The 21,073-nt window shown below is 53.6% G+C and carries 18 protein-coding genes; 4 read left to right on the plus strand and 14 right to left on the minus strand.

Features of this window, described 5'->3' with window-relative positions; genetic code table 11:
* Nucleotides 1-35 precede the first annotated feature (35 nt).
* From cls to ACO1NT_RS00735, 4 genes are all read right to left on the minus strand, one after another.
* Nucleotides 36-1,517: a cardiolipin synthase gene (gene cls, locus ACO1NT_RS00720; protein ID WP_449046404.1), complete on the minus strand. Its 1,482-nt coding sequence runs from the start codon at nt 1,515-1,517 to the stop codon at nt 36-38.
* A gap of 26 nt (nt 1,518-1,543) precedes the next feature.
* A complete protein-coding gene (locus tag ACO1NT_RS00725) occupies nt 1,544-2,542 on the minus strand; it encodes an ATP-grasp domain-containing protein (protein ID WP_449046405.1) in 999 nt (332 codons plus the stop codon).
* A gap of 112 nt (nt 2,543-2,654) precedes the next feature.
* Nucleotides 2,655-4,532, minus strand: coding sequence for a flavohemoglobin expression-modulating QEGLA motif protein (locus ACO1NT_RS00730; RefSeq protein ID WP_449046406.1), 1,878 nt, complete (start codon nt 4,530-4,532; stop codon nt 2,655-2,657).
* Nucleotides 4,495-5,295 (minus strand): N-formylglutamate amidohydrolase, encoded by an 801-nt coding sequence (locus ACO1NT_RS00735; RefSeq protein ID WP_449046407.1) that lies wholly within the window; start codon nt 5,293-5,295, stop codon nt 4,495-4,497. The genes ACO1NT_RS00730 and ACO1NT_RS00735 overlap by 38 nt, the downstream gene beginning before the upstream one ends.
* 169 nt (nt 5,296-5,464) lie before the next feature.
* On the opposite strand from ACO1NT_RS00735, the gene ACO1NT_RS00740 reads away from it, so the two are divergent.
* The 3 genes from ACO1NT_RS00740 to ACO1NT_RS00750 all read left to right on the plus strand — a co-directional run bounded on the left by ACO1NT_RS00740 (nt 5,465) and on the right by ACO1NT_RS00750 (nt 11,411).
* Nucleotides 5,465-6,637 (plus strand): efflux RND transporter periplasmic adaptor subunit, encoded by a 1,173-nt coding sequence (locus ACO1NT_RS00740; RefSeq protein WP_449046408.1) that lies wholly within the window; start codon nt 5,465-5,467, stop codon nt 6,635-6,637.
* An 88-nt stretch (nt 6,638-6,725) separates the two neighbouring features.
* Entirely contained in the window at nt 6,726-9,905 is a 3,180-nt protein-coding gene (locus tag ACO1NT_RS00745; protein WP_449046409.1) for an efflux RND transporter permease subunit, read from the plus strand.
* A 39-nt stretch (nt 9,906-9,944) separates the two neighbouring features.
* Complete coding sequence (locus ACO1NT_RS00750; RefSeq protein ID WP_449046411.1) at nt 9,945-11,411, plus strand: efflux transporter outer membrane subunit; 1,467 nt, start codon at nt 9,945-9,947, stop codon at nt 11,409-11,411.
* Between the two features lie 14 nt (nt 11,412-11,425).
* On the opposite strand, the gene ACO1NT_RS00755 is transcribed toward ACO1NT_RS00750, so the two are convergent.
* From ACO1NT_RS00755 to ccoN, 8 genes are all read right to left on the minus strand, one after another.
* Nucleotides 11,426-12,568 (minus strand): dienelactone hydrolase family protein, encoded by a 1,143-nt coding sequence (locus ACO1NT_RS00755; RefSeq protein ID WP_449046412.1) that lies wholly within the window; start codon nt 12,566-12,568, stop codon nt 11,426-11,428.
* A 43-nt stretch (nt 12,569-12,611) separates the two neighbouring features.
* Nucleotides 12,612-13,298 carry a hypothetical protein gene (locus ACO1NT_RS00760; RefSeq protein WP_449046413.1) on the minus strand — a complete coding sequence of 229 codons (687 nt, stop codon included), beginning with the start codon at nt 13,296-13,298 and terminating at the stop codon, nt 12,612-12,614.
* Between the two features lie 70 nt (nt 13,299-13,368).
* Nucleotides 13,369-14,064 carry a sulfite exporter TauE/SafE family protein gene (locus ACO1NT_RS00765; RefSeq protein ID WP_449046414.1) on the minus strand — a complete coding sequence of 232 codons (696 nt, stop codon included), beginning with the start codon at nt 14,062-14,064 and terminating at the stop codon, nt 13,369-13,371.
* A 2-nt stretch (nt 14,065-14,066) separates the two neighbouring features.
* Entirely contained in the window at nt 14,067-14,279 is a 213-nt protein-coding gene (locus ACO1NT_RS00770) for a FixH family protein (protein ID WP_449046415.1), read from the minus strand.
* 107 nt (nt 14,280-14,386) lie between these two features.
* The gene (gene ccoG / locus ACO1NT_RS00775) at nt 14,387-15,757 is read right to left on the minus strand and encodes a cytochrome c oxidase accessory protein CcoG (RefSeq protein ID WP_449046416.1); all 1,371 of its coding nucleotides are present in this window, start codon (nt 15,755-15,757) and stop codon (nt 14,387-14,389) included.
* Between the two features lie 129 nt (nt 15,758-15,886).
* On the minus strand, nt 15,887-16,729 hold the full coding sequence (locus tag ACO1NT_RS00780; protein ID WP_449046417.1) for a cbb3-type cytochrome c oxidase N-terminal domain-containing protein: 843 nt from the start codon (nt 16,727-16,729) through the stop codon (nt 15,887-15,889).
* Between the two features lie 12 nt (nt 16,730-16,741).
* Nucleotides 16,742-16,927, minus strand: coding sequence for a hypothetical protein (locus tag ACO1NT_RS00785; protein ID WP_449046419.1), 186 nt, complete (start codon nt 16,925-16,927; stop codon nt 16,742-16,744).
* 20 nt (nt 16,928-16,947) lie between these two features.
* A complete protein-coding gene (ccoN, locus tag ACO1NT_RS00790) occupies nt 16,948-19,074 on the minus strand; it encodes a cytochrome-c oxidase, cbb3-type subunit I (protein ID WP_449046420.1) in 2,127 nt (708 codons plus the stop codon).
* A gap of 132 nt (nt 19,075-19,206) precedes the next feature.
* Here ccoN and ACO1NT_RS00795 point away from each other — a divergent pair, with 132 nt between their 5' ends.
* Entirely contained in the window at nt 19,207-19,488 is a 282-nt protein-coding gene (locus ACO1NT_RS00795; protein WP_449046421.1) for a hypothetical protein, read from the plus strand.
* On the opposite strand, the gene ccoS is transcribed toward ACO1NT_RS00795, so the two are convergent.
* Both ccoS and ACO1NT_RS00805 read right to left on the minus strand, forming a co-directional pair.
* Nucleotides 19,481-19,645: a cbb3-type cytochrome oxidase assembly protein CcoS gene (gene ccoS / locus ACO1NT_RS00800; protein WP_449046422.1), complete on the minus strand. Its 165-nt coding sequence runs from the start codon at nt 19,643-19,645 to the stop codon at nt 19,481-19,483. The two genes, ACO1NT_RS00795 and ccoS, sit on opposite strands and share 8 nt — an antisense overlap.
* Nucleotides 19,642-21,073 (minus strand): heavy metal translocating P-type ATPase (locus tag ACO1NT_RS00805; RefSeq protein WP_449046423.1); only part of this gene is annotated, 1,432 nt, incomplete at its 5' end. The genes ccoS and ACO1NT_RS00805, both read right to left, overlap by 4 nt.

Raw genomic sequence — 21,073 nt, forward strand, 5'->3', positions numbered from 1 at the left:
ACATTCTATTGAGTCTATTTAATTATACGAATGGCCTAAAGCAACGGTGCGAGTAGCCGGCATAGGGAATCGATCCCCCGTTTCCATCGGGGACGTTCGAGCCAGTCGGCCAATGTAACAAGCTTGCTAACCCGTTTATCGTGCTCGAACTGCCGGGTCAGGTCACCGCATAGTACGCTGTCATGGATAATGGCACTTACCTCGAAATTGATATAAAAGCTGCGGATATCGAGATTTACCGTACCGACATACGCAAGCTTGCCATCGATGCATGCGGTCTTCGCGTGTAGGAACCCTTTTTCATAAAGGTATACCGATACGCCGCGTGCCAACAACGGCTTTAGGAACGAGGACGACGCATGTTGCACGAAAAACGAATCCGACCGCGCGGGCAGCATCAGTTCCACCTTCACCCCCGAGGCAGCGGCCAGTTGGAGAGCCGTGCTCAGCTCATCGCTGGGAATGAAATACGGGGTACATAGCTGGACGGATTCTTCTGCCTCGGCAATCCCAATGAGCAACGCCTCCATGTTGAATGGTGCGAACGAACCGGGGTCGCAGAATGCAAAGCTCACCGCTGCCGAGCCGATAGGCGCCATCGGTGCTGTATGGAAGTAACCGTCACGCAAGCTGAACGGAGCCCCTTTTGCCAAGTGCCAATTCACCCAGAATTGGGTTTGCAGCATATTCACCGCCTGTCCGCTGATCCGCACCGCGGTATCTCGCCAATACAAGGGCTGTTGGGCGTCGTTGATATACCTATCACTGATGTTGATGCCACCCACAAAAGCGGTATGGCCATCTATGATGGCTATTTTCCGGTGGTTTCGGTAGTTTCCGTTAGCTAGCGATGTAAAGGTAACGGGCAGGAAGGCTACCAATGACAAGCCGGCTTGGGCCAGGCGCTTGCGTTGCCTATTGAGGCCGGGCGACCCGAAGTCGTCTGCAATGACCCGTACCACCACACCGGCCGACGCCTTTTCGGCGAGCAGGTCGATAAGCTGGTTGCCGATGCGATCCGTTTCGAAAATGTAGTATTCGAGGTGGATATGGTGCTGCGCCGACTGGATTGCCGCGATCAGTGCCGGAAATTTCTGCTCCCCGTTGGTCAATAGCTTTACCTCATTATGTAAGGTCGGGGGCGATACCCGCTGGTTTTTCAGAAAGGTGAATACGCGGCTCAGCTGTCCTATCGACTGTTTTAAAATAACCAGGTTATCGTCCATCAGCGGACTGAGCTGATCCCAAAAGCGGACCAGCCTGTTGTGCTTTTCCCGATCCTGGACCTGGAATACCTTGACTTTACGGAACTTTTGGCCGAAAAGGTAATAGATGATGATCCCCACGATGGGAATGAAAACGATCACCAGAATCCACGCGATGGTTTTCGATGGGTTCCGGTTCTCGATCAGGATGGTTGCGATAACCGCCACATAGATCAGCAGGAGTGGAATCCAATACCATTGATACACGAACGCACCGACGCCGTGCAGTATATCGATGGGGGCCCTTGCCAACGCATGCATCCTCAAACTTAGGTATTTTAGCCGATATCGGCTACTTTTTTCTCGACAGCTGTGATGATCTCATCCATGAAATCCACCCCGTGGAACTCGCTGGCGTGTATCAATCCACCGGGGCTAAACACATTGATTTCCATCAATTTGCTACCCACAATATCCAATCCCACAAAAAACATCCCGTCGTCGCGCAGCAACGGACCGACCGTTTCCACGATAGCCCGCATCTCATGGTTCATGGAAGCACGTTTTGCCTTTGCCCCTTGGTGGATGTTGCTCCTGATTTCCCCGGCTTTTTGCACCCGTTGTATCGCCGCCACCTTGTTACCGATCGCAATCGGCTCGCCATCCATCAAAAACAGGCGTGTATCACCTTTTTTTGCAGCCGGCAGGTATTCCTGCGCAATGGCGAATCCATCGCGGCATATGGCTTCGACAATCTGTTTAAGGTTTTTATTATCCTTTTTGTCGACAAGGAATACATTTTTCCCGCCCGATCCTTTGAGGGGTTTTAGGATAATCCGGTGGCGTTGGTCGCGGTAAAATGCTTCAACATCAGCCATGTTACGGGTGATGACCGACAGGGGCCGTACCGATTCGGGAAAATACTGCAGGTACATCTTATTGGATGCTTTGATGAGGCCCGCGGGGTCATTCAGTACCAAGACTCCCTGCTGGCTGGCCATCTGCCCGAACAGCACACCGGCATCCTGTGCCCAGGGACGGTTTTCCATATCGGCCGCCGGGTCATTTCGCAACCAGAGCACGTCCCAGTTTTTGACACTTTTCAGTTTCTTCTCCGCGGCAACCACCGCTTCCAAAAATGTACTCAGCGAACGGAATTCCCGATCAGGTACCTGCCGGCAGTGCGCGCCGATCTTGCCGTTGGCCATGTATACCAGATCCCCGACCCCGGCATAATAAACCGTATGCCCCCGCTTATGGGCCTCGTAAGCCAACGCCGTAGTGGTGTACCCGGCCACTTCTTTGCGCACCTGATTGACAATGAATGTAATGGTCATTTTCTTTTGTTATTTGCTTTTCCGCCTGTTTGCTATTTGCTTGTTTGCTGATTTGCCTCCTGCATACTTATCTGAAGTTCGGTGTAGTGCAAAAGGCAGACAGCAAAGCGCATTAATTTATCATCTTGAACACCGTACCGTCCTTTTTTATTTCATCGATTTTATCGATATACGGCTTCTCCAAAAACTTAGGCCGAAGCGGTGATGGTTTCAGCAATTTCCGATGCATCAGTTCATCGATAATGGGCAGGTAGTCCTGCCTGATTTTCCCAACGAGCAACCGACCGATATCCTTTCCCTGTTTGACGTATTCGATTACATTCAGCAAACCTTTGAGGTATACCGCATCTTTGGTAAGCCCGCCACCGCGATACACCCGCATCGTGATGTGGAAAGCGAGCTCGTGCTTGAATCCATATTTTTCGGTGAGCATGTCAAAGGTGTCGGCAAACGAATTCCCAGCCAGCATATGATGTACGGCAACGACCCTCGCTGCCAGGATACGCATACGCTGGTTGGTGAGGCCACCGGTGATGTACTCACTAAGTACCGCCAGGCCCTCCTGTAGCTGTTCATAACCGGGCACGCCGACATAAAAAAGCCGGAATGGCTGTGCTTTGCCGTTATAATAGGTGGCCACATGCGTGCCCACCTCATGCTGGAGCAGGGAGAACGCACGCATCTTCGATATGCGGTAACGGCTGCTGATGTTGAGTGTACCGCGCGACACCATGACGCCTTCCACATCATCGCGCACCCGAACCGCCGTGGATACCGGATCGTACTGCTGCTTCAGGTAACTGAGTTCAACCTTGGCCAAATCCGCAAATGCCTGTGCATCGATCATCTCGCGTTCCTCCACCGGCTGTTGCGACTGTTCAGAAGCCACCAGGATAGCCCGCGCGGTTTCTAACAGCTCTTCCTCAATATTGCCAAAAAGCTGCTGGCTGCTGTAGACGAAATCGGGCTTATCCCGGTCGCTCAACATGTTGAGCATACGGTCTACCTCCTTCCGCTTATCGCGGAAAAGATAGGCGATGGTGGGATCGGCGATATCTTCTATCGGAAGGTTATACAGCTTCCGCTTAATCAATTCGGGATCGATGGGCATCGGCCGGTAGTGGAACACCGGGTTGCTATGGTATTTACTTTTGGCGAAGCCCTGCCAAGCGTCCTGTGTATTGATGGGCGTTACCAATAGCAGGAAGTCAAACAGGTTACTGTATTCGGCCAAGCGTTCATCAATATCCCATATGCCTTCATGCAATTCAGTGGTGCCCAGCATTTCGAAGTGCGCAGCGCTGTACGAGGTCTTCATACGCACAAACTCAAAGAAGCTCTTCCGCAACGCCCTCCCGAAGCTTTCGCGTAGCGCACGGAGAAATAACGGGTACGGCGCACCGGTCTGTTCATTGATATATACCGGGGTAATAGCCAGTCCGATAACGATGATTTCACGTTTACGCGCCTCTTCTGCCTCGAAAAGTTGGCCGTAGTATGGCGGTGCCGGCAGCTTTTTGCCTTTTGCCAGCTCAACGTCTACGCGCGGCAACTGCGGGAGGCGCATCTCCCCTAACTCCGACTGGAGCTTTTCGGCCACCGCCAGGGCACTCTTTTGGCCCAGGTGGATGGTGAATGTGGGCGAATCGTTCCGCTCGGAGAGCCACACTTCCAGTAGCATGAACCCACCGAACTGGTCTGCCATCATACCGGCTATTTCACGTACAATCGGGCGGATGCGGCATTCGGCCGTATCGGGCGCTACCAGGTACGCCGACTCGGTTTTCCCCAATGTAGATGTAAATGCATCCTCGCCGTGGGGCGGCACACGGTATACCAACAGGTAGGGCAACGGCCGGTCCATGCGAAGTTCGCCCCCACAGGGCAGCGCCATATGTAAGGGTCTGTTTTTTTTTAGCTTGGCGCGGATACGGCCGAGTTGTTTGTTGGTGTCAGTGGCCATGCGGGTAAATGGGTTTAACGATGTCATCGAGTTTATCCAGGAGGAAGGGCACACATCCGGCAACCATGGACCTCAACTGGCGGAGGTGCCCGATATCCACCCGGCCCGTCCATTCGTCCATGAATGTTTTCTTGAATTCCAGCGACAGTACACAACCATACTCACCGTAGTTGCGGTTGATCCATTCGGAGAAACCGCCGCCCTTGAACTTCACATTCTCCCGGACGTCGGCAAATAGCTTATCGATTTGGTGATGGGCCAAAAACCGGGTGAACTGCCGTCCCAACCACTGCCACCGTTCATGGTTATGTGCCGTTCCGACATTCACTTCCGGATTCTCGCCGATGGCCGCTTCGGAGGATGGGTCGTGGCGCCGGTGATTATAGCTGTGAATATCCAGCACCACAAACTGGCCGAAGCGGTCGATGGTTCGTTGGATCAACTGTGCCACATCAGCGTAAAACCGATCATACCCCACCAACAGTTGGTTTACCATCATTTCCGGCAATTCCGGCTTCCATACGGTAAGCCCCCAAGCGTCATCCGGCTCCCGATATACCGCCTCTTCGCGCCTTCGGTTCAAATCGGTCTGGAACCGCGACGTTTGCACGAGAATGCGATTGGCAGGCACGTTGGCTAAGTACGCTGTATACGGGTCTTCCTCGCGGAAACGTTCATGCTCCTGCAAATGCATGTAGTCGAGCAACGGCGCGGCGACAAGATGTCCATCGTGGATAGCGGCCGCGATGATCGGGGTCCGTGCTTTATGTACCTGATATACCAATTCCATGTCGAAAGCAATAACAGCAGGATATGTGGAAATGTTTGCTACGGCAGCTCACCTCGCTTTTGGCATGCATTCTGAAATTCGTTGCATAGGCGGCTCCTGCAACGGAAATGAGATGGGCAGTCGCTCCATAAGCGATAAGCACGTACTAGGACAACAAAAATAATCGAACATGAACACATCCATCAGATTAAACGTCAAAACACTAATAGCCATCGTTTTAATGGTATGGTTACTTTTTGCAATTTTCAGCTGTTCCACGGGATCGTCTAAGACAACAGACCGTGAGAACGATGCAATCGCCCTCCCCGTGCAACGCATGGATACCACAACCGCGGTGACGGTAAAAGATTACCTGGGCACCATCGAAGGTAAGGTCAATGTAGAAATACGTCCACAGGTTGAGGGCATTCTGGAAGAAATATATGTCGACGAGGGCGCTTTCGTAACCGAGGGCCAAAAACTTTTCAAAATCAATGCGCAACCCTACCAAGAGGAACTGAACAATGCCTTGGCCAACGAGAACGTGGAGAAGGCCAAGCTCGAAAATGCCGAACTGGAGGTTGAACGGTTAAAACCGCTGGTCGAGAACGATGTGATATCCGAAGTCCGGTTGCGTACGGCAAAGTCAGACTATGATGTGGCCAAGGCTTCGCTCGACCAAGCGTCTGCTGCCGTGGCCAGTGCCCGCATCAACCTTGAGTTCACGACCATCAAAGCACCCGTGAGCGGGTATATCGGCCGTATCCCCAAACGGGTGGGCAACCTGGTGAGTAAGAGCGACCCGCTAACCGAGTTATCGGACATCAGCGAAGTGTATGTCTATTTCGCGATGAGCGAGTCTGACTTCCTTTATTTCCGCAAGAAATACGGCAAACAGGACTCCATCCAAACGCCGACCGACACCCCCCAACTCATCCCGAACGTTTCGTTGGTGATGGCCGATGGGTCGGTGTACTCCGAACAAGGTGTGGTCGATGCCATCAACGGGCAGGTGAACCGCACAACGGGATCTATCAGCTTGCGGGCCACTTTCCCGAACCCAAACGATGTGCTCCGCTCGGGCAACACGGGTACCCTTAAGATGGAAGAGCGCCAACCCGGCGTGCTCACGGTACCGCAGGTGGCAACCACCGACCTGCAGGATAAAGTATTTGTATATACACTTTCGCCCGATAACACCGTGAAACGGCAGGCTATTGAGGTGGCTGGCAAAAGCGGGAACAATTACATCGTGAAGAGCGGGATCAGTGCCGATGACCGCATCATCCTCTCGGGGGTCGACAAACTGTCGGACGGCATGGCCATCGAACCGCTGAACGTACCCGCCGCGGCGGCTGAATAGATCCGTTATCATTATTTATTGACTTTATAGTACCGTCTCGCGGGCGCATTTCGCGCTTGCTTGCCACGTACTATCCATAGAACGACGTATGCTCAAGACATTCATCAATAGGCCGGTATTGGCTACCGTAATCTCCACCCTGCTTGTTATCCTGGGGTTGGTATCCATGTGGCAGCTGCCCATCACCCGGTTTCCCGAAATCGCACCACCGAGCGTGACGGTTTCGACCTCCTATCCCGGGGCTAATGCCGAGACCGTGGCCGGGGCTGTACTTCTTCCCATTGAGGAAGCCATCAATGGGGTGGCCAATATGACGTATCTCCGGTCTTCGGCCACCAACTCCGGGTCCGGTAAAATCACCGTGTTTTTCAAAACGGGGACGAATCCCGACCAAGCATCGGTCAATGTGCAGACGCGGGTATCCAAAGCCAGCTCACGCATCCCCGCCGAGGTAATCGAGTCGGGCATTACCGTGGAACCCCGCCAAAGCGGCATCATCATGACGATCAACATCTTCAGCGACCACCCCGATACGCTCTATGATGAGACCTTCTTGCAGGCCTATGCACAGATCAACCTCATGCGCGAGCTTGCCCGTGTAGACGGTGTGGGCGAAGTACGGAGGGTGGGTGCGCGCGATTACTCCATCCGTACGTGGCTCAACCCCGAAAAAATGGCCGCCTACGGCCTTGTGCCACAAGATGTGCGCGATGCCATACGTGACCAAAATTTTGAAATCGCCCCCGGTAAATTTGGCGAAACCTCCAACGAGGCCTTTGAAACCATCCTCCGGCACGAAGGCCGGTTCACGCTACCCGAAGAGTTCGAACAGATTGTCATCAAGACCAATCCCGACGGCTCGGTGCTTTACCTGAAGGATATTGCCCGTACCGAGCTCGGGGCCACCAACCTGGGCAGTGACAACAACGTAAACGGGTATCCCGGGCTAACCCTCAATATCCTACAGACCAGCGGCTCCAACGCCCGCGAAATCGATATCCACATCCGCGAAGTATTGGAACGGCTCTCCAAAGACTTCCCCGACCATATTCGGCACGAGATTTCCTACAGCGTGCGCGATCAGATCGATGAATCCATCGACCAAGTGAAACACACCATCTTCGAGGCGGTTATCCTGGTATTCATCATCGTATTCATTTTCCTGCAGAACTTCCGTTCCACACTCATTCCGGCCATCGCCATCCCGGTATCGCTCATCGGCACCTTTTTCTTTCTGCAGCTGTTCGGGTTTTCGATCAACGTATTGACCATGTTCGCGCTGGTGCTGGCCATCGGTATCGTGGTAGATGATGCCATCGTGGTGGTCGAGGCAGTGCACCAGAAGATGCACGCCACGAAATTAAGTCCGCGCAAAGCGACCCATGCCGCCATGGGCGAAATCACGGGAGCCATCATCTCCATCACTCTGGTGATGTCGGCGGTATTCTTTCCCGTGGGTTTCATGCAGGGACCATCGGGCGTATTCTTCCAGCAATTTGCCTACACCCTGGCAACGGCCATCTTGATTTCGGCATTGAATGCGCTGACGCTCACGCCGGCACTGTGCGCCCTGTTGCTGAAAAAGCCGGAGAACGATGCGTTGGAAGCCACGGTCGACAATCACGGCAACGCGTCGGGAAAAAAGGGCCGCAACTTCATCTCACGGCTGTTCGGTGCCTTCAATACAGCGTTCGACACGATGACTAACAAGTACATCGGCGCCATCCGTTTCCTGATGGGCCGTAAAGCACTCGCTTTCGTGGGGCTGGCGCTGGTCACCGCCATCGGTGTGTGGCTGATGAACCGGACGCCCACGAGCTTCATCCCCACCGAAGACGATAGCTTCGTTACCTATTCACTGTCCATGCCCCCTGGAGCATCACTGGCCCGAACCACCGACGCACTGGCAAAGGCCGACAGCATCTTGGAAAAGCGGGAAGCGATTGCCGGCATGACTACCGTTTCGGGATATAACGCCATAGACGCCAGCGCAAGCTCGGCATTCGCCGTGGGCTACATCCAGCTCAAGCCTGCCGGCGAGCGCGGTGAAATCCGGAACATCAACGCCGTCATGGATACCATCCGCAGCGACCTCTCCCAGATTACCGATGCGAAGTTCAGTGTTTTCCCGCGTCCAACGATCCAAGGGTTCGGCGACTTCTCAGGCCTTGAGTTTGTACTGCAAGACCGCATGGGTGGCTCCATGTGGGATTTCGGGGCCGTGGCCGACACGTTTATCGCGGAACTTGGAAAAAGACCCGAAATCGCATCGGCATATACCACTTTCAACGCCAACTTCCCACAGTATGTGCTGGAGGTCGACCCCGTAAAGGCCAAAGCGTTAGGGGTAAGCATCAACGACATGATGCGTACCATCCAAGGGTACTACGGCCGCGTGCGCGTAAGCGACTTCAACCGCTTCGGGCGGCAATATCGTTTGTACATGCAGGCCGACTTCGACTACCGAACGGACCCCGAGTCGTTCAAATCCATCTTCGTGCGCAACAACAACGGTGAGATGGTGCCCGCCAACACCATCATCACCCTGCGGAAGGCGATGGGTCCCGAAGTGGTGAACCGCTACAACCTCTATAATGCCATTGCGGTAAATGCCACCCCCGCCGAGGGCTATAGTACGGGCGAAGCTATGCAGGCCATGGAAGCGACGGCCGCTGAGTACCTGCCCGGTAACTACAGTTACGAATGGACCGGCATGAGCCTGGAAGAGCGGAAATCGGGCAATGAGACATTCCTCATTTTTGCCTTGAGCATTATCTTCGTCTACTTCCTCCTGGCGGCACAGTATGAAAGCTACATCCTACCATTGGCCGTGATGCTGTCCGTGCCGGTGGGGCTTATCGGCGTATACAGTATCGTAAACCTGGTTGGGTTGGAAAACAACATCTACGTGCAGGTCGGATTGATCATGCTGATCGGCCTACTGGCAAAAAATGCTATCCTCATTGTGGAGTTTGCCGTGCAGCAACGCCATGCGGGACTGAGCCTTATCGAGTCGGGCCTGGAGGGGTCGCGCATGCGGCTCCGCCCCATCTTGATGACCTCGCTGGCGTTCATTGCCGGCTTGGTGCCGCTCATGTGGACCGTGGGCCCATCCGCCCAGGGCAATCATTCCATCAGCTTCGGTGCTGCCGGGGGCATGCTCTTCGGCGTCACACTGGGGATTTTCATCATTCCCGTGCTATACGTCGTTTTCAAGCACCTCGACGAAGTTGTTAAAAACAAATTGACCACGAAAGAAGAAGAATGAACCTGACATCTGATCATGAAAAAAGTAAAAAATAAACAGATGAACCAAATAACCCGGCAAACCGCTCTTGTGGCTGTGATTTGTTCCCTGCTGATTGCATCTTGCAAAGTGGGGCGCGACTATGTGCGCCCCGAAACGGGCCTTACCGATACCTTCCGTGGTACGGTCGTCGACGAAAGCGCCCTTGATGATTCGGTGAACATCGCCGACATCCCATGGTCCGACTTTTTTACCGATAGTATACTTACCATGCTCATCGATAGTGCCATTGCAAACAACTTCGATATGCAGGTGGCCTTGAAAAACATCGAGATTGCCAACCAATCGGTACGGCAGTCGCGCGCGGCATTCTTCCCACAGGTCGGTGCCGAACTGGCGGGCACGACCCACCAATGGCGGTCGCGCGATTATTACTCCTCCCCTTCCTCCGGCTGGTATGAGCGCGGAAACAAGGGTACGCCGCCAGAGAACCTCTATGTGTTACAGTCGCAATATTTCTCATCCATCGATATGAGCTGGGAACTGGATATCTGGGGGAAGTTGCGCCGGCAGAAAGAGGGTGCGTATGCGGAATATCTACAAACGTTCGAAGCCCGGAAAGCCATCCAAACCGGCTTGGTGGCCGCCATTGCCGAAGGGTACTACAACCTACTCACGCTGGACGCCCAGTTGGAAGTAGCCCAGCGCAACCTGCGGCTCAACGACAGCACGTTGCAGATCGTGAAACTGCAGCGCGATGCCGGCGAGGTCAGTTCGTTGGCCATCCAGCAGACGGAGTCGCAAAAGCTGGTGGCCGCCTCGCTCATACCTGAACTGGAACAGCAGATCGCCATCGAAGAAAATGCATTGATGGCTTTGACCGGCCGCATGCCCGATGGCGTATACCGGTCGTCTGCCTTGACCGACTGGCACATGCAGGAGACCTACGATAGCGGAGTGCCGTTGCAGCTGCTGGCCAACCGGCCCGACGTACGCGAGGCAGAGCTCGCACTGCGTGCCGCCAATGCCGAGGTGGGCGTGGCCCAGGCCTACCGCTATCCTACGCTGACTATCGAGGCATCGGGAGGGCTTAACGCGATGTTGCCACAAAACTGGTTCAACATACCGGGAGCGCTATTCGGCGGGTTGATCAGTGGTATTACGCAGCCGATTTTCAATGGCCGGAAACTCAAGACCCAGCATGAGGTCGCTAAACTGGAGCGCGACAAGGCTGAAATCGGCTTCCAGCGCACGGTAATGGGTGCCGTGCACGAAGTGACCAATGCGTTGGTGATGATCGACAAACTCAACGAGCAGCTGGCCATCGCCCAACAGCGCGTCGCCACGGCACAGCTCGGTGTCAAAAATGCCAATCTCTTATTCAAAAGCGGTGAGGCCACCTACCTTGAGGTCATCACGGCCCAAGGCAACGCCCTTAACAGTGAGTTGGACTTGGTCAGCGTGAAACAAGAACAGCTTACCGCGAAGGTGACATTGTATAAGGCATTGGGTGGGGGTTGGAAATAAGAACCTAATATCGGCTAGTCGCCCGAGGACATGTTCAGGCGAACCGTTGCGACCTGCCGTTTATCCAAGCGATTAACCGTTTCCGCGACAACCAACCTATCGCGGTAAAAGCGCCCCTGCATTACCTGCGTACCTTTATATCGTACGGTAATCGGTTGGTCGAGGTCAATCAACTCGTCATTGAGGTATATGTAAAACGCTTTGTAGTCGTTTTCCAGGATGGAAACGGTTTGCCCCGCTATGGTTGCCACTATTTTTTTCCCTTTACCATGCTCCGCTTCAGCGGGCGGTACACCCAACCAGTAAAAACGCTCATGGGGACGATCATCCTGAACCCACACTACTTTATGGGGATTGGATTGCCTCGTATAGCTGGCCATCCAATCGAGCGCCACCGTATCGGCCCGCTCCATCCAGTGCCCATACTGCGGGTAGATATGGGATATGTGCATATAACCGCCTTGGTCCACACGCTCGAGGCTATCCAATGTATGTGTCCACTCTTTAGCCATGCGATTTCTTCGGTATGCCGAATCCAAGCCTCCCATGAAAACAGCAAACGGCAGGTTTCGTAGGTTTTCAGGGCGAGCGTCATTCGGATGGCCGGCCATCATGGCAGCGGCAGCCCACCGATCGGCCATCCGGGTTGCCAGTTGGAAAACGCCATCTCCACCCGCGGAATAACCCATTAGATAAACTTTATTGGGATCAACCTCTTCCATAATGACAGCTGTTTTTATCAATTCATCAAACAGGTCGTCGATGAAATCTTCATGCCACAGCATCCAGGTGTTTGTCGGTGCTCTGGGAGCCACATATACCCCCTCCTTAGGTGCATATAAGTCAATTTGATTGGCCCATTGCTTATCGTTTACCTCGGCAGTAGCGTTTCCGCCGCCATGCAGTGAAATATATAGGCTACGCCCACCCATAGGTTTCTCGCCGAACACCTTAAATTTGAACTTCATGACCGCCCCACTTGGATGGACAATCTGCTTTTGCGCCCATTGCTGTTCAGCCTGTTCGCGATATCGCAACTTTTCCGCCGCGATCAAACTGTCGGCCAGCACGCCAGCCGCTTCCTCCGAAAGCTCCTGTGCATTCAGTCCAATGCATGGAAGCATCAAAAACACGAGTTGTACCAATTGCTTCACCATCGTTCAACAAACTTAATGAAAGTTGCACAAAAAACAGCATCGTTTAGGGCGCGCGATCCGTCAATACCATCAACTGGAAATCACCACTGATTACCTTATCGTCGTCGGATATGCGGTCACGGTTGGCATCGGCTAGGGCCGACAGTTGTGTGTAGCTGCCCGTTATCCGGTAATAGGCGTAATATTTGTCCGATTTTACATAAGTAACCGACTTGAGTGTGGCATAACTTTCTTCGTTCGTCTCCGGCACGGGCATCCACCGGTTGGTGGCGCCTTTTGACTGGGGTACGACCACCATGAAGGAAATGGCATCCTGCATGGCTTCACTGTCGTCGCAGGCATTGAACCGAAGGGGAAATCGTTGGTCAGCAACCAGTTCAGCAACTGCCGAACTGTCTACTGGATAGGAAATCTGGAAACTCATTTTGGTGGATGCGGAAGTGGCCGTGACATAATAGACCGAATTATTCGGCGGGGGGCTGCAGCTGTTGGGCTGGAAACTCAAATGGCTGCAATCTATTTTTTCACTCCAACCGGGTGTTTTGAAACTGATGAACAGCCCTTTCGCAGCGCCGGATGGGCCTCCGTCTGGGCCATCATCAGGACCATTGGTTTTCTTTTCGCAGCCATAGAGGAAAAGGCCGGCAACCAACAGCAGGGCTTTTACCATGTTCATAGCCGCTGCCGTCCAATCGTTTACTTTCATCGGGTAGGTGTTTAATGTAACCATGACGCAAATTTATGGGCCGGTCGTAAACAGAAAAATACCCAATGGTGGGTATTTTTGGCCAATGAAGGACTTATCCGCAAATAATCGCCCCTTTTGGATAAATCAAGGGGCTCAGGTAAGGAATGTCGAGATTTGCCCCCCGCAATAGGAACCAACTCCCCATCATGATGGAAATAATGGGCAACCAAAACGCAAAGTTAAACTTGATACGGGTTTTAGCGAAGTGGCCCATCAACGCGACAGCCAACATGGCGGGCCAGGTACCCAGGCCGAACGACAGCATAAACAAACCGCTCCCCGGCATGGAATCGGCACTCAGCGCGGCTGCCAGCACCATATAGACCATCCCGCAGGGCAATAGGCCGTTGAGCATACCTACAATGAGGTGCCCCCCCGGCCGGTAAAGCCAATAGCCCACCCAACGCGTCAACGGCGTGACGAAACGTTGCTGCAAGCGAACCCATCGGCTGGAGTGCCGGCCGAAAAGTGAAAATAACCCCACGCCGACCAGCAGCCCCCCTGTAATGAGCGTGATGCCCTGTTGCCAACCTTTGATTTCAAACAAATGGCCCACGGCGCCCATGGCCAGTCCGAACAATCCATACATTCCTACACGCCCCACTTGGTAAAGTACCGTATCGGCAAGCGTCCGCCAGGGCCGTTTGCCATGACCGGTGGCGAAAGCCAATACCAGTGGTCCGCACATGGCCACACAATGAAGGCTGCCGAAAAGACCCATGAAAAATGCAAGTGTGAGATAACTCATGTTCACCTATGGTTTGCAAGACTAATAACACTAATGGAATCGACAGCCTGTTGCAACGAATCGACGTTACGCAAGCGATCGTAATTCAATCCCCGCTCATAGTAGTCTTCGTGCACCAGCGAATCGGTGTCGGTGCTCACCATATAAATCCCAAAAGATATGATCAACGCCATAAAAAGCGCTAATGCAATAACTATTTTTACTCCCCAGTTCATGTTTTTGCTTTTTTGCCGTTTGCTTTTTGCGATTTGCTTCTTGCTTTTTGCTGGTTAAAATACGTGCATCGACAAATCTTCAAATCAATAAACCTTCAATCGTCTCATTAATTCGGTGGCGCAACAAATGTCGTCTTCAGTGTCTCCACAGCCTTCCCCTCTGCCATCACGCCGATTTTCACGTTCGTTTTATACGTCTTGACAGACTGTTGCGGACTGACAAGAAACAAAGTCATTTGTGCTGTTGTGCCTGCTTTCAATACCGTGAGTGGATTAACCATCCGTATGGTCATGTTTTCGCCGAGTACTTCCAATGAAAACGGGATATCGCTACTCGTCTTGTTGATCAGCTCCAAGCTGTAGAGGTTGCTCACGGTGCCATCATCTAGGAGTTGATACGTGCTACCCTTGGCGCGCAGCAATGTTCCGTCTACTTGCGAACGGCTGAAAACGAGCCAGCCGAATACGGCAACCAGTGCGATAAGTACCATCGTATAGGCAACGGCGCGCGTGTTGCCGTTGGATTTCGTGTTGCTGCCACTCGATTTCATATCGCCTTCGATTTCGCTAACTGAATAGAAACCGATCAACTGCTTGGGCCGGTCGAGTTTTTCCATTACGGCGTCGCAAGCATCAATGCATGCCGTACAACTGACACATTCCATCTGCAATCCATTGCGGATGTCAATGCCCGTGGGGCACACCTGCACACACAGGTTACAGTCAACACAATCGCCCACGGATTGCTCCGCACCTTTCTTCCGGTGGCCACGAGGTTCACCCCGGCGATGGTCGTATGCGATAGTGACGCTCTTATCGTCCATCAATACGCTCTGCAGCCGTCCATAAGGGCATATCGTCGTACAGACGATTTCGCGTAGGTAGGCAAACACGCCGTAAAACGCAAGTGTAAACAACACAATGGCAACAAAACCACCGAGGTGCTGGCTGATGGGATCGATCATGATCTTCCAAAGGCCTTCGACACCAATGATATACGCCAGGAAAAGGTTTGATATGCCGAAGGAAATCAGCAGGAAAATGGTATGTTTCACCCCCTTCTTCGCATATTTGGCCATCGTATTGGGTGCCTTATCCAGCTTCTTCTGCTGCAGCCAATCGCCTTCGATCAGAAATTCGATCCGGCGGAATACCAGCTCCATGAAGATGGTCTGCGGACAAGCCCATCCGCACCACACGCGTCCGTATACGGCGGTGAAGAGTACGATGCACACCATAGCAATGAGCATCCCAAACACGAAAATGTGCAGATCCTGCGGCCAAAACACGCTTCCGAACAGGACAAATTTCCGTTCGATGACATTGAACAGCAAGAGGGGTTCTCCTGCAATCTTGACGAACGGGGCAGCGATGAAAAACGCCAGCAGCGCATAGCCCACCCCCTGCCGGCGGTTGAACCATTTCCCTCCAGGCTTCTTTGCGTACACCCACGCACGTTTCGTTTGCTTTTCTGCCATTTGCCTTTTTTCCGTTTGCTATTTGCTTTTCCCGATTTTCGCTATGCTTATTGAGACGTCACCATCCCCCGTTTGCCTTTTGCCCTTGAATCGTTCATCTTTTAATCCTTAATCTTTAATCCTTGCTGCTTACTCACCAACCGGTGCTGTTTCCGGTTCGGGCGCATCCACATCCCCCTGCGGCTCTACCTTTTCACCTTGTGGTTCCTTGGCATTCGGCGGGTTACTACGCCGTATCGACATGATGTAGTTGGCCACTTCGGCAATCTGCGCCGGTGTTAGGCTCTGTTCCCAGGGCACCATCCCTTTATCAAGCACGCCGTACTTGATTACCCGGAATACGTCTTTCACCCCGCCGCCATGGAGCCAGTAGTCGTCCGTAAGGTTCGGGCCGATACCACCCTCGCCCATGCCGCCGTGGCAGGCTGCACAATTCTGGGTAAAGATGGCCATCCCAGCGGCCACTGTCTCGGCACTGGCATCCAGCGTTACGGTGTTCTCATCGATGTTATTGGCCGCCTGCGACAACCATTCCTGCCGGGCCTGTTCGGCACGTGCCATCTCCCGCGTATATTCTTCGTCTTGCGTGGCGCCCCAGCCGAACACGTGATATACGCATAGGTACACCACGGCAAAAGCGAGGCTGGCATAAAACATACCGTTGAACCAAGCCGGCACCGGGTTGTCCAGTTCTGTAATGCCATCATACTCATGGTCGATCACCAAATCCTTTTCCTCGGCCATCGGCCGAAGGCCCATCAGCTTGTTCCACCACTGCCGACGACTGGCGCGGCGGGCCTGCTTCGCTCCCGCTTTGGAGGTCGCTTCCGCGGCAAGCAACTGCGGCATGGTAACCCGTACCATTACCCGCACGGCACGCAGCACCATCAGTGCCGCGAGCAGAATGACGACCATGACCACTACGAGTGCAATGGTGAGTATATCGCTGTTGATGTTTCCAATTGTATTCATCGTTCGCTGTGTCTAGTTCGTTGAATCTTGGTCTGGCAACTCCCCGTCGTCCATCGGGATGCCCTTCATGTAGTCTGCGTCGTCCTTCCGCATGCGGAACAGGCGAATGCCTACGGTAATAAAAAAGAGGAGGAATATCCATAGCGACGCAATGAGGTACCATTCATTGCCGCTCAAATCTGTTATTTGCTTAAACATCGTTGCTTCATTTAATCGTGTCAGTCGTTCGTTGCTGTGGCTGCCGGGCTATTGATATCCGTGCCCAGCCGTTGCAGGTAGGCAATGAGCGCCACGATTTCGCGGTCGGGCTGTACGCTCACCCCCTGCGCATTGAGATCGGCCGCAATCACTTCGGCTTGCTGCGCGAGATTGGCATCGGCATTATTGATATCCGCATCCGTATACGGCACGCCCAATAGCCGCATGGCATTCAGCTTGGCCTTGGTTGTGCTCGCGTCGAGTGTCTGCTCGATGAGCCACGGGTAGGGCGGCATGATGCTGCCCGGCGAGGTAATGGTGGGGTCGAGCATGTGGTCGAAATGCCATTTGTTCGGATACTTTTTTCCGATGCGGTGCAGATCGGGGCCTGTACGCTTCGATCCCCAAAGGAATGGGTGGTCGTAGACGAATTCGCCCGCCTTGCTATACTCGCCATAACGTACCGTTTCTGACCGGAAAGGGCGTACCGTCTGCGTGTGGCAGTTCACGCACCCTTCGCGGATATATAGATCGCGCCCCTGGATTTCCAATGCTGTATACGGCTGCACGCTGGCAATGGTAGGTACGTTGGAAGAGATCATGAAGGTGGGCATCATCTGCACCATGCCGCCAATGAGGATAGTAATGAGGGCAATCACCAGAAACAGGATGGGTTTGCGCTCCAGTCGGCGGTGGGGTGCGCGCTCGTTAACCACCACGGGTGTCAGTTCGGGCGCCTCGGCCGGCTCGTTGGCCAGTAACCTTCCTTTTTTCATCGTCTTCACCAAGTTATAGGTCATCATGAGGGCACCCGATAGGTAGAGGGCACCTCCGATGGCCCGCAGCATGTGCATGGGGATGATCTGGAGGGTGGTTGCCAAAAAGTTGGGGTATTTCAACACCCCTTCAGGCGTGAACTCCTTCCACATTAGCCCCTGCACCACGGCCGCCCAATACATCGGGATGGCATAGAACAGGATACCCAGGGTGCCGACCCAGAAGTGCGTCGATGCCAGTTTTTTTGAGTACAGTTCGGTTTTATAGATGCGCGGTATCAGCCAGTAGAGGATGGCGAAAGTCATGAAGCCGTTCCATCCCAGTGCGCCCACGTGCACGTGGGCCACGATCCAATCGGTGAAGTGCGCGATGGCATTTACCTTTTTCAGGGACAGCATGGGCCCTTCGAACGTCGCCATACCATAGGCGGTGAGGGCCACCACCATAAACTTCAGTGTCGGTTCGGTGCGCACCTTATCCCATGCGCCACGCAAGGTGAGCAGTCCGTTGATCATACCGCCCCAGCTGGGAGCGATGAGCATGATCGAAAAGGCTACGCCGAGCGACTGCACCCACTCGGGAAGGGAGGTGTAGAGCAGGTGGTGTGGCCCTGCCCAGATATAAATGAAAATCAGCGACCAGAAGTGGAGGATACTGAGTTTATACGAATAGATGGGCCTATTAGCCATTTTGGGGAGAAAGTAGTACATCAACCCCAGGTAGGGCGTGGTGAGGAAAAACGCCACGGCGTTATGCCCATACCACCACTGCACGAGGGCATCCTGCACACCGGCATAGAGGTAATAGCTCTTCCACATGGAAACAGGCAGCTGAACGGAATTGACGATGTGCAAGACGGCCACCGTGACGAAGGTGGCGATATAGAACCAAATGGCCACATACATGTGCCGCTCGCGCCGCTTGATGATGGTGCCGAACATATTGATACCAAACGCTACCCAGATGATGGTGAGGCCGACATCGATGGGCCATTCCAGTTCGGCGTACTCATGTGAGGTGGTGAGGCCCAAAGGTAAAGTGATGGCGGCGGCGAAGATGATCAGCTGCCAACCCCAGAAATGCACACGGCTCAGGAAATCGCTGTACATCCGGGCCTTGAGCAATCGTTGCAAAGAGTAGTAGGCTCCCATGAAAATGGCGTTGCCCACAAAGGGAAAGATCACGGCATTGGTGTGCAGAGGCCGTATCCGCCCGAAGGTGGTATACTGCATGTCGAAGTTCATGAAGGGCCACACGAGTTGCACGGCGACCAACAGGCCTACCGACATGCCTACAATCCCCCACACAATGGTGGCGATACCGAAATCCCGCACAATCTTGTTGTCGTAATTGAATTTAGTTAACTGCATGGACGAACGTATTTTTCTGGCGGTAAAATTACTGTCATCGCAGTGTCAGTCGAATGACGGGTATCGGGTTTAAAAGTAATGGTGGTCACTATTTCTCTATGAAATCACTACCTTTGGAGTAGGATAATCACTATGGATATTTTTGACTTCAAAGACTCATTGAAACACGACGTGCCGCCGATTGGCCTTACCGTGCAGTTGGAGGCCTTGTGGTATGATGGCAAGGGCGATTGGGAAAAAGCCCATGATCTCGTCAACGATCTGGACGATCTGCAATCTGCCCATGTGCATGCCTATCTGCACCGTAAAGAAGGCGACCTGTGGAATGCCGACTATTGGTACCGGCGGGCCAAGCGCCAACGCCATAGCGGCACGCTGGAGGAAGAGTGGCAAGAGCTGGTGAAAATCATGTAGGTGGCCCCCCTTCTTCCACCTCATCATCAAACAGCATCCTGATGGATGGCGTATGGGTATCGTCGTGCTGTCCGGTTTGGTTGGCCCAAAAGAAAGCGGCCAAGAAAATCAGGGCGATGAACACACTGCAACCGATGAGAAAGAAAATAGCACTCATGATACGTCATTGATTAATTGTTTCTTAGTTGCATACAGACGGGTAGCCACCGTGGTAAACCCGATGATGGTGACGGTACTTAACGGCATGAGGATAGCTGCAAACAAGGGCGACATGGTGCCCGTCACCGCGAAGCCCAAGCCTACGGCATTATACACCAGCGAGATGCCGAAACTCATGTGGATGACCTTACGTACATCTTTCGCGAACGCGAAGAAACGTGGTAGCATGGCGAACGAACGACCATCCAATACGGCATCGCAACCCGGTGAAAAATTGTTGATGTCATCACTCACAGCCACTCCAAGGTTGGCCTGTTTCAATGCGCCGGCATCGTTAAGCCCATCGCCAAACATGCACACGGCGCTTCCCCTTGACTGCCACGACCGGATATACTCAAGCTTATCGATCGGTAAGCGGTCGAACAGTAATTCCGACTCACGGGGAAACAGGGTGCGCAACTGCTCGCGGTCTTTATCGTGGTCGCCTGACACGAGGTTCAACGCATACCCTTTTGCCAAACTATCGATTACCGCGGCTAGTTGCGGCCGCCAGGGCTGTGTGGCCACCAAGCAGCCTTTCACCTCACCGTCGATGGCCACGTAAGCGCGGCTACCGCGCTCCACATCATTGGTAGCATCCATTATCCCGATGAACGCAGCGCTGCCCACGCGAACGCCATGGCCTGCTACCATACCTTCAATCCCTTTGCCGGTTACCTCCCGGAAACCTCTTACCCCCATTGGTGCAACCTGTCCGGCCCAATTAACCAACTCGCGGCTAAGGGGATGGCTGGAGTTCTGCGCCACCGCCGCCACCATAGCCAGCTCGTCTGGTGCCAGTTCGCCATAAAAATGCATACGTGCTGCGTGTGGCGAGGAGATCGTGCCCGTTTTATCGAACACGAGGCAATCAATCGCTGCCAGCTGCTCTATGGCGGCAGTATTCTTTACATAGAAGTGGTTCCGGTCGAAAATGCCCAAGGCAGCCGACAGCGTAAATGGACCACTTAGTGCCAGTGCACACGGACATCCGATAATGAGTACAGCGGTAAATGCACCCCACGCTTTGGGGGCATTACCCTGGAAAAACCAATAGCCCATGGCCAAAGCCGCCACCGTGAGCAATGCAAAGGTAAAATACCGGCTCACGACGTTGCTGAACGTGCGGAATTTCCGTTCATAAGGCTTGAACGCTTCGTTGTTCCACAGCTGGGTGAGGTAGCTTTGCGACACCACTTTCACCACTTTCAGCTCGATGGCCCCACCCAGTTGCCGCCCCCCGGCATAGATGATTTCGCCCAGCGCTTTCCGCACCGGATCGGACTCACCCGTGACGAAGCTGAAGTCGATATCGGCCGTCCCATCCAAGAGTATGGCATCGGCGGGGATGATTTCACCGTTGCGGACAAGGAGGCGGGCGCCCACG

The organism is Parapedobacter sp., assembly GCF_053550995.1.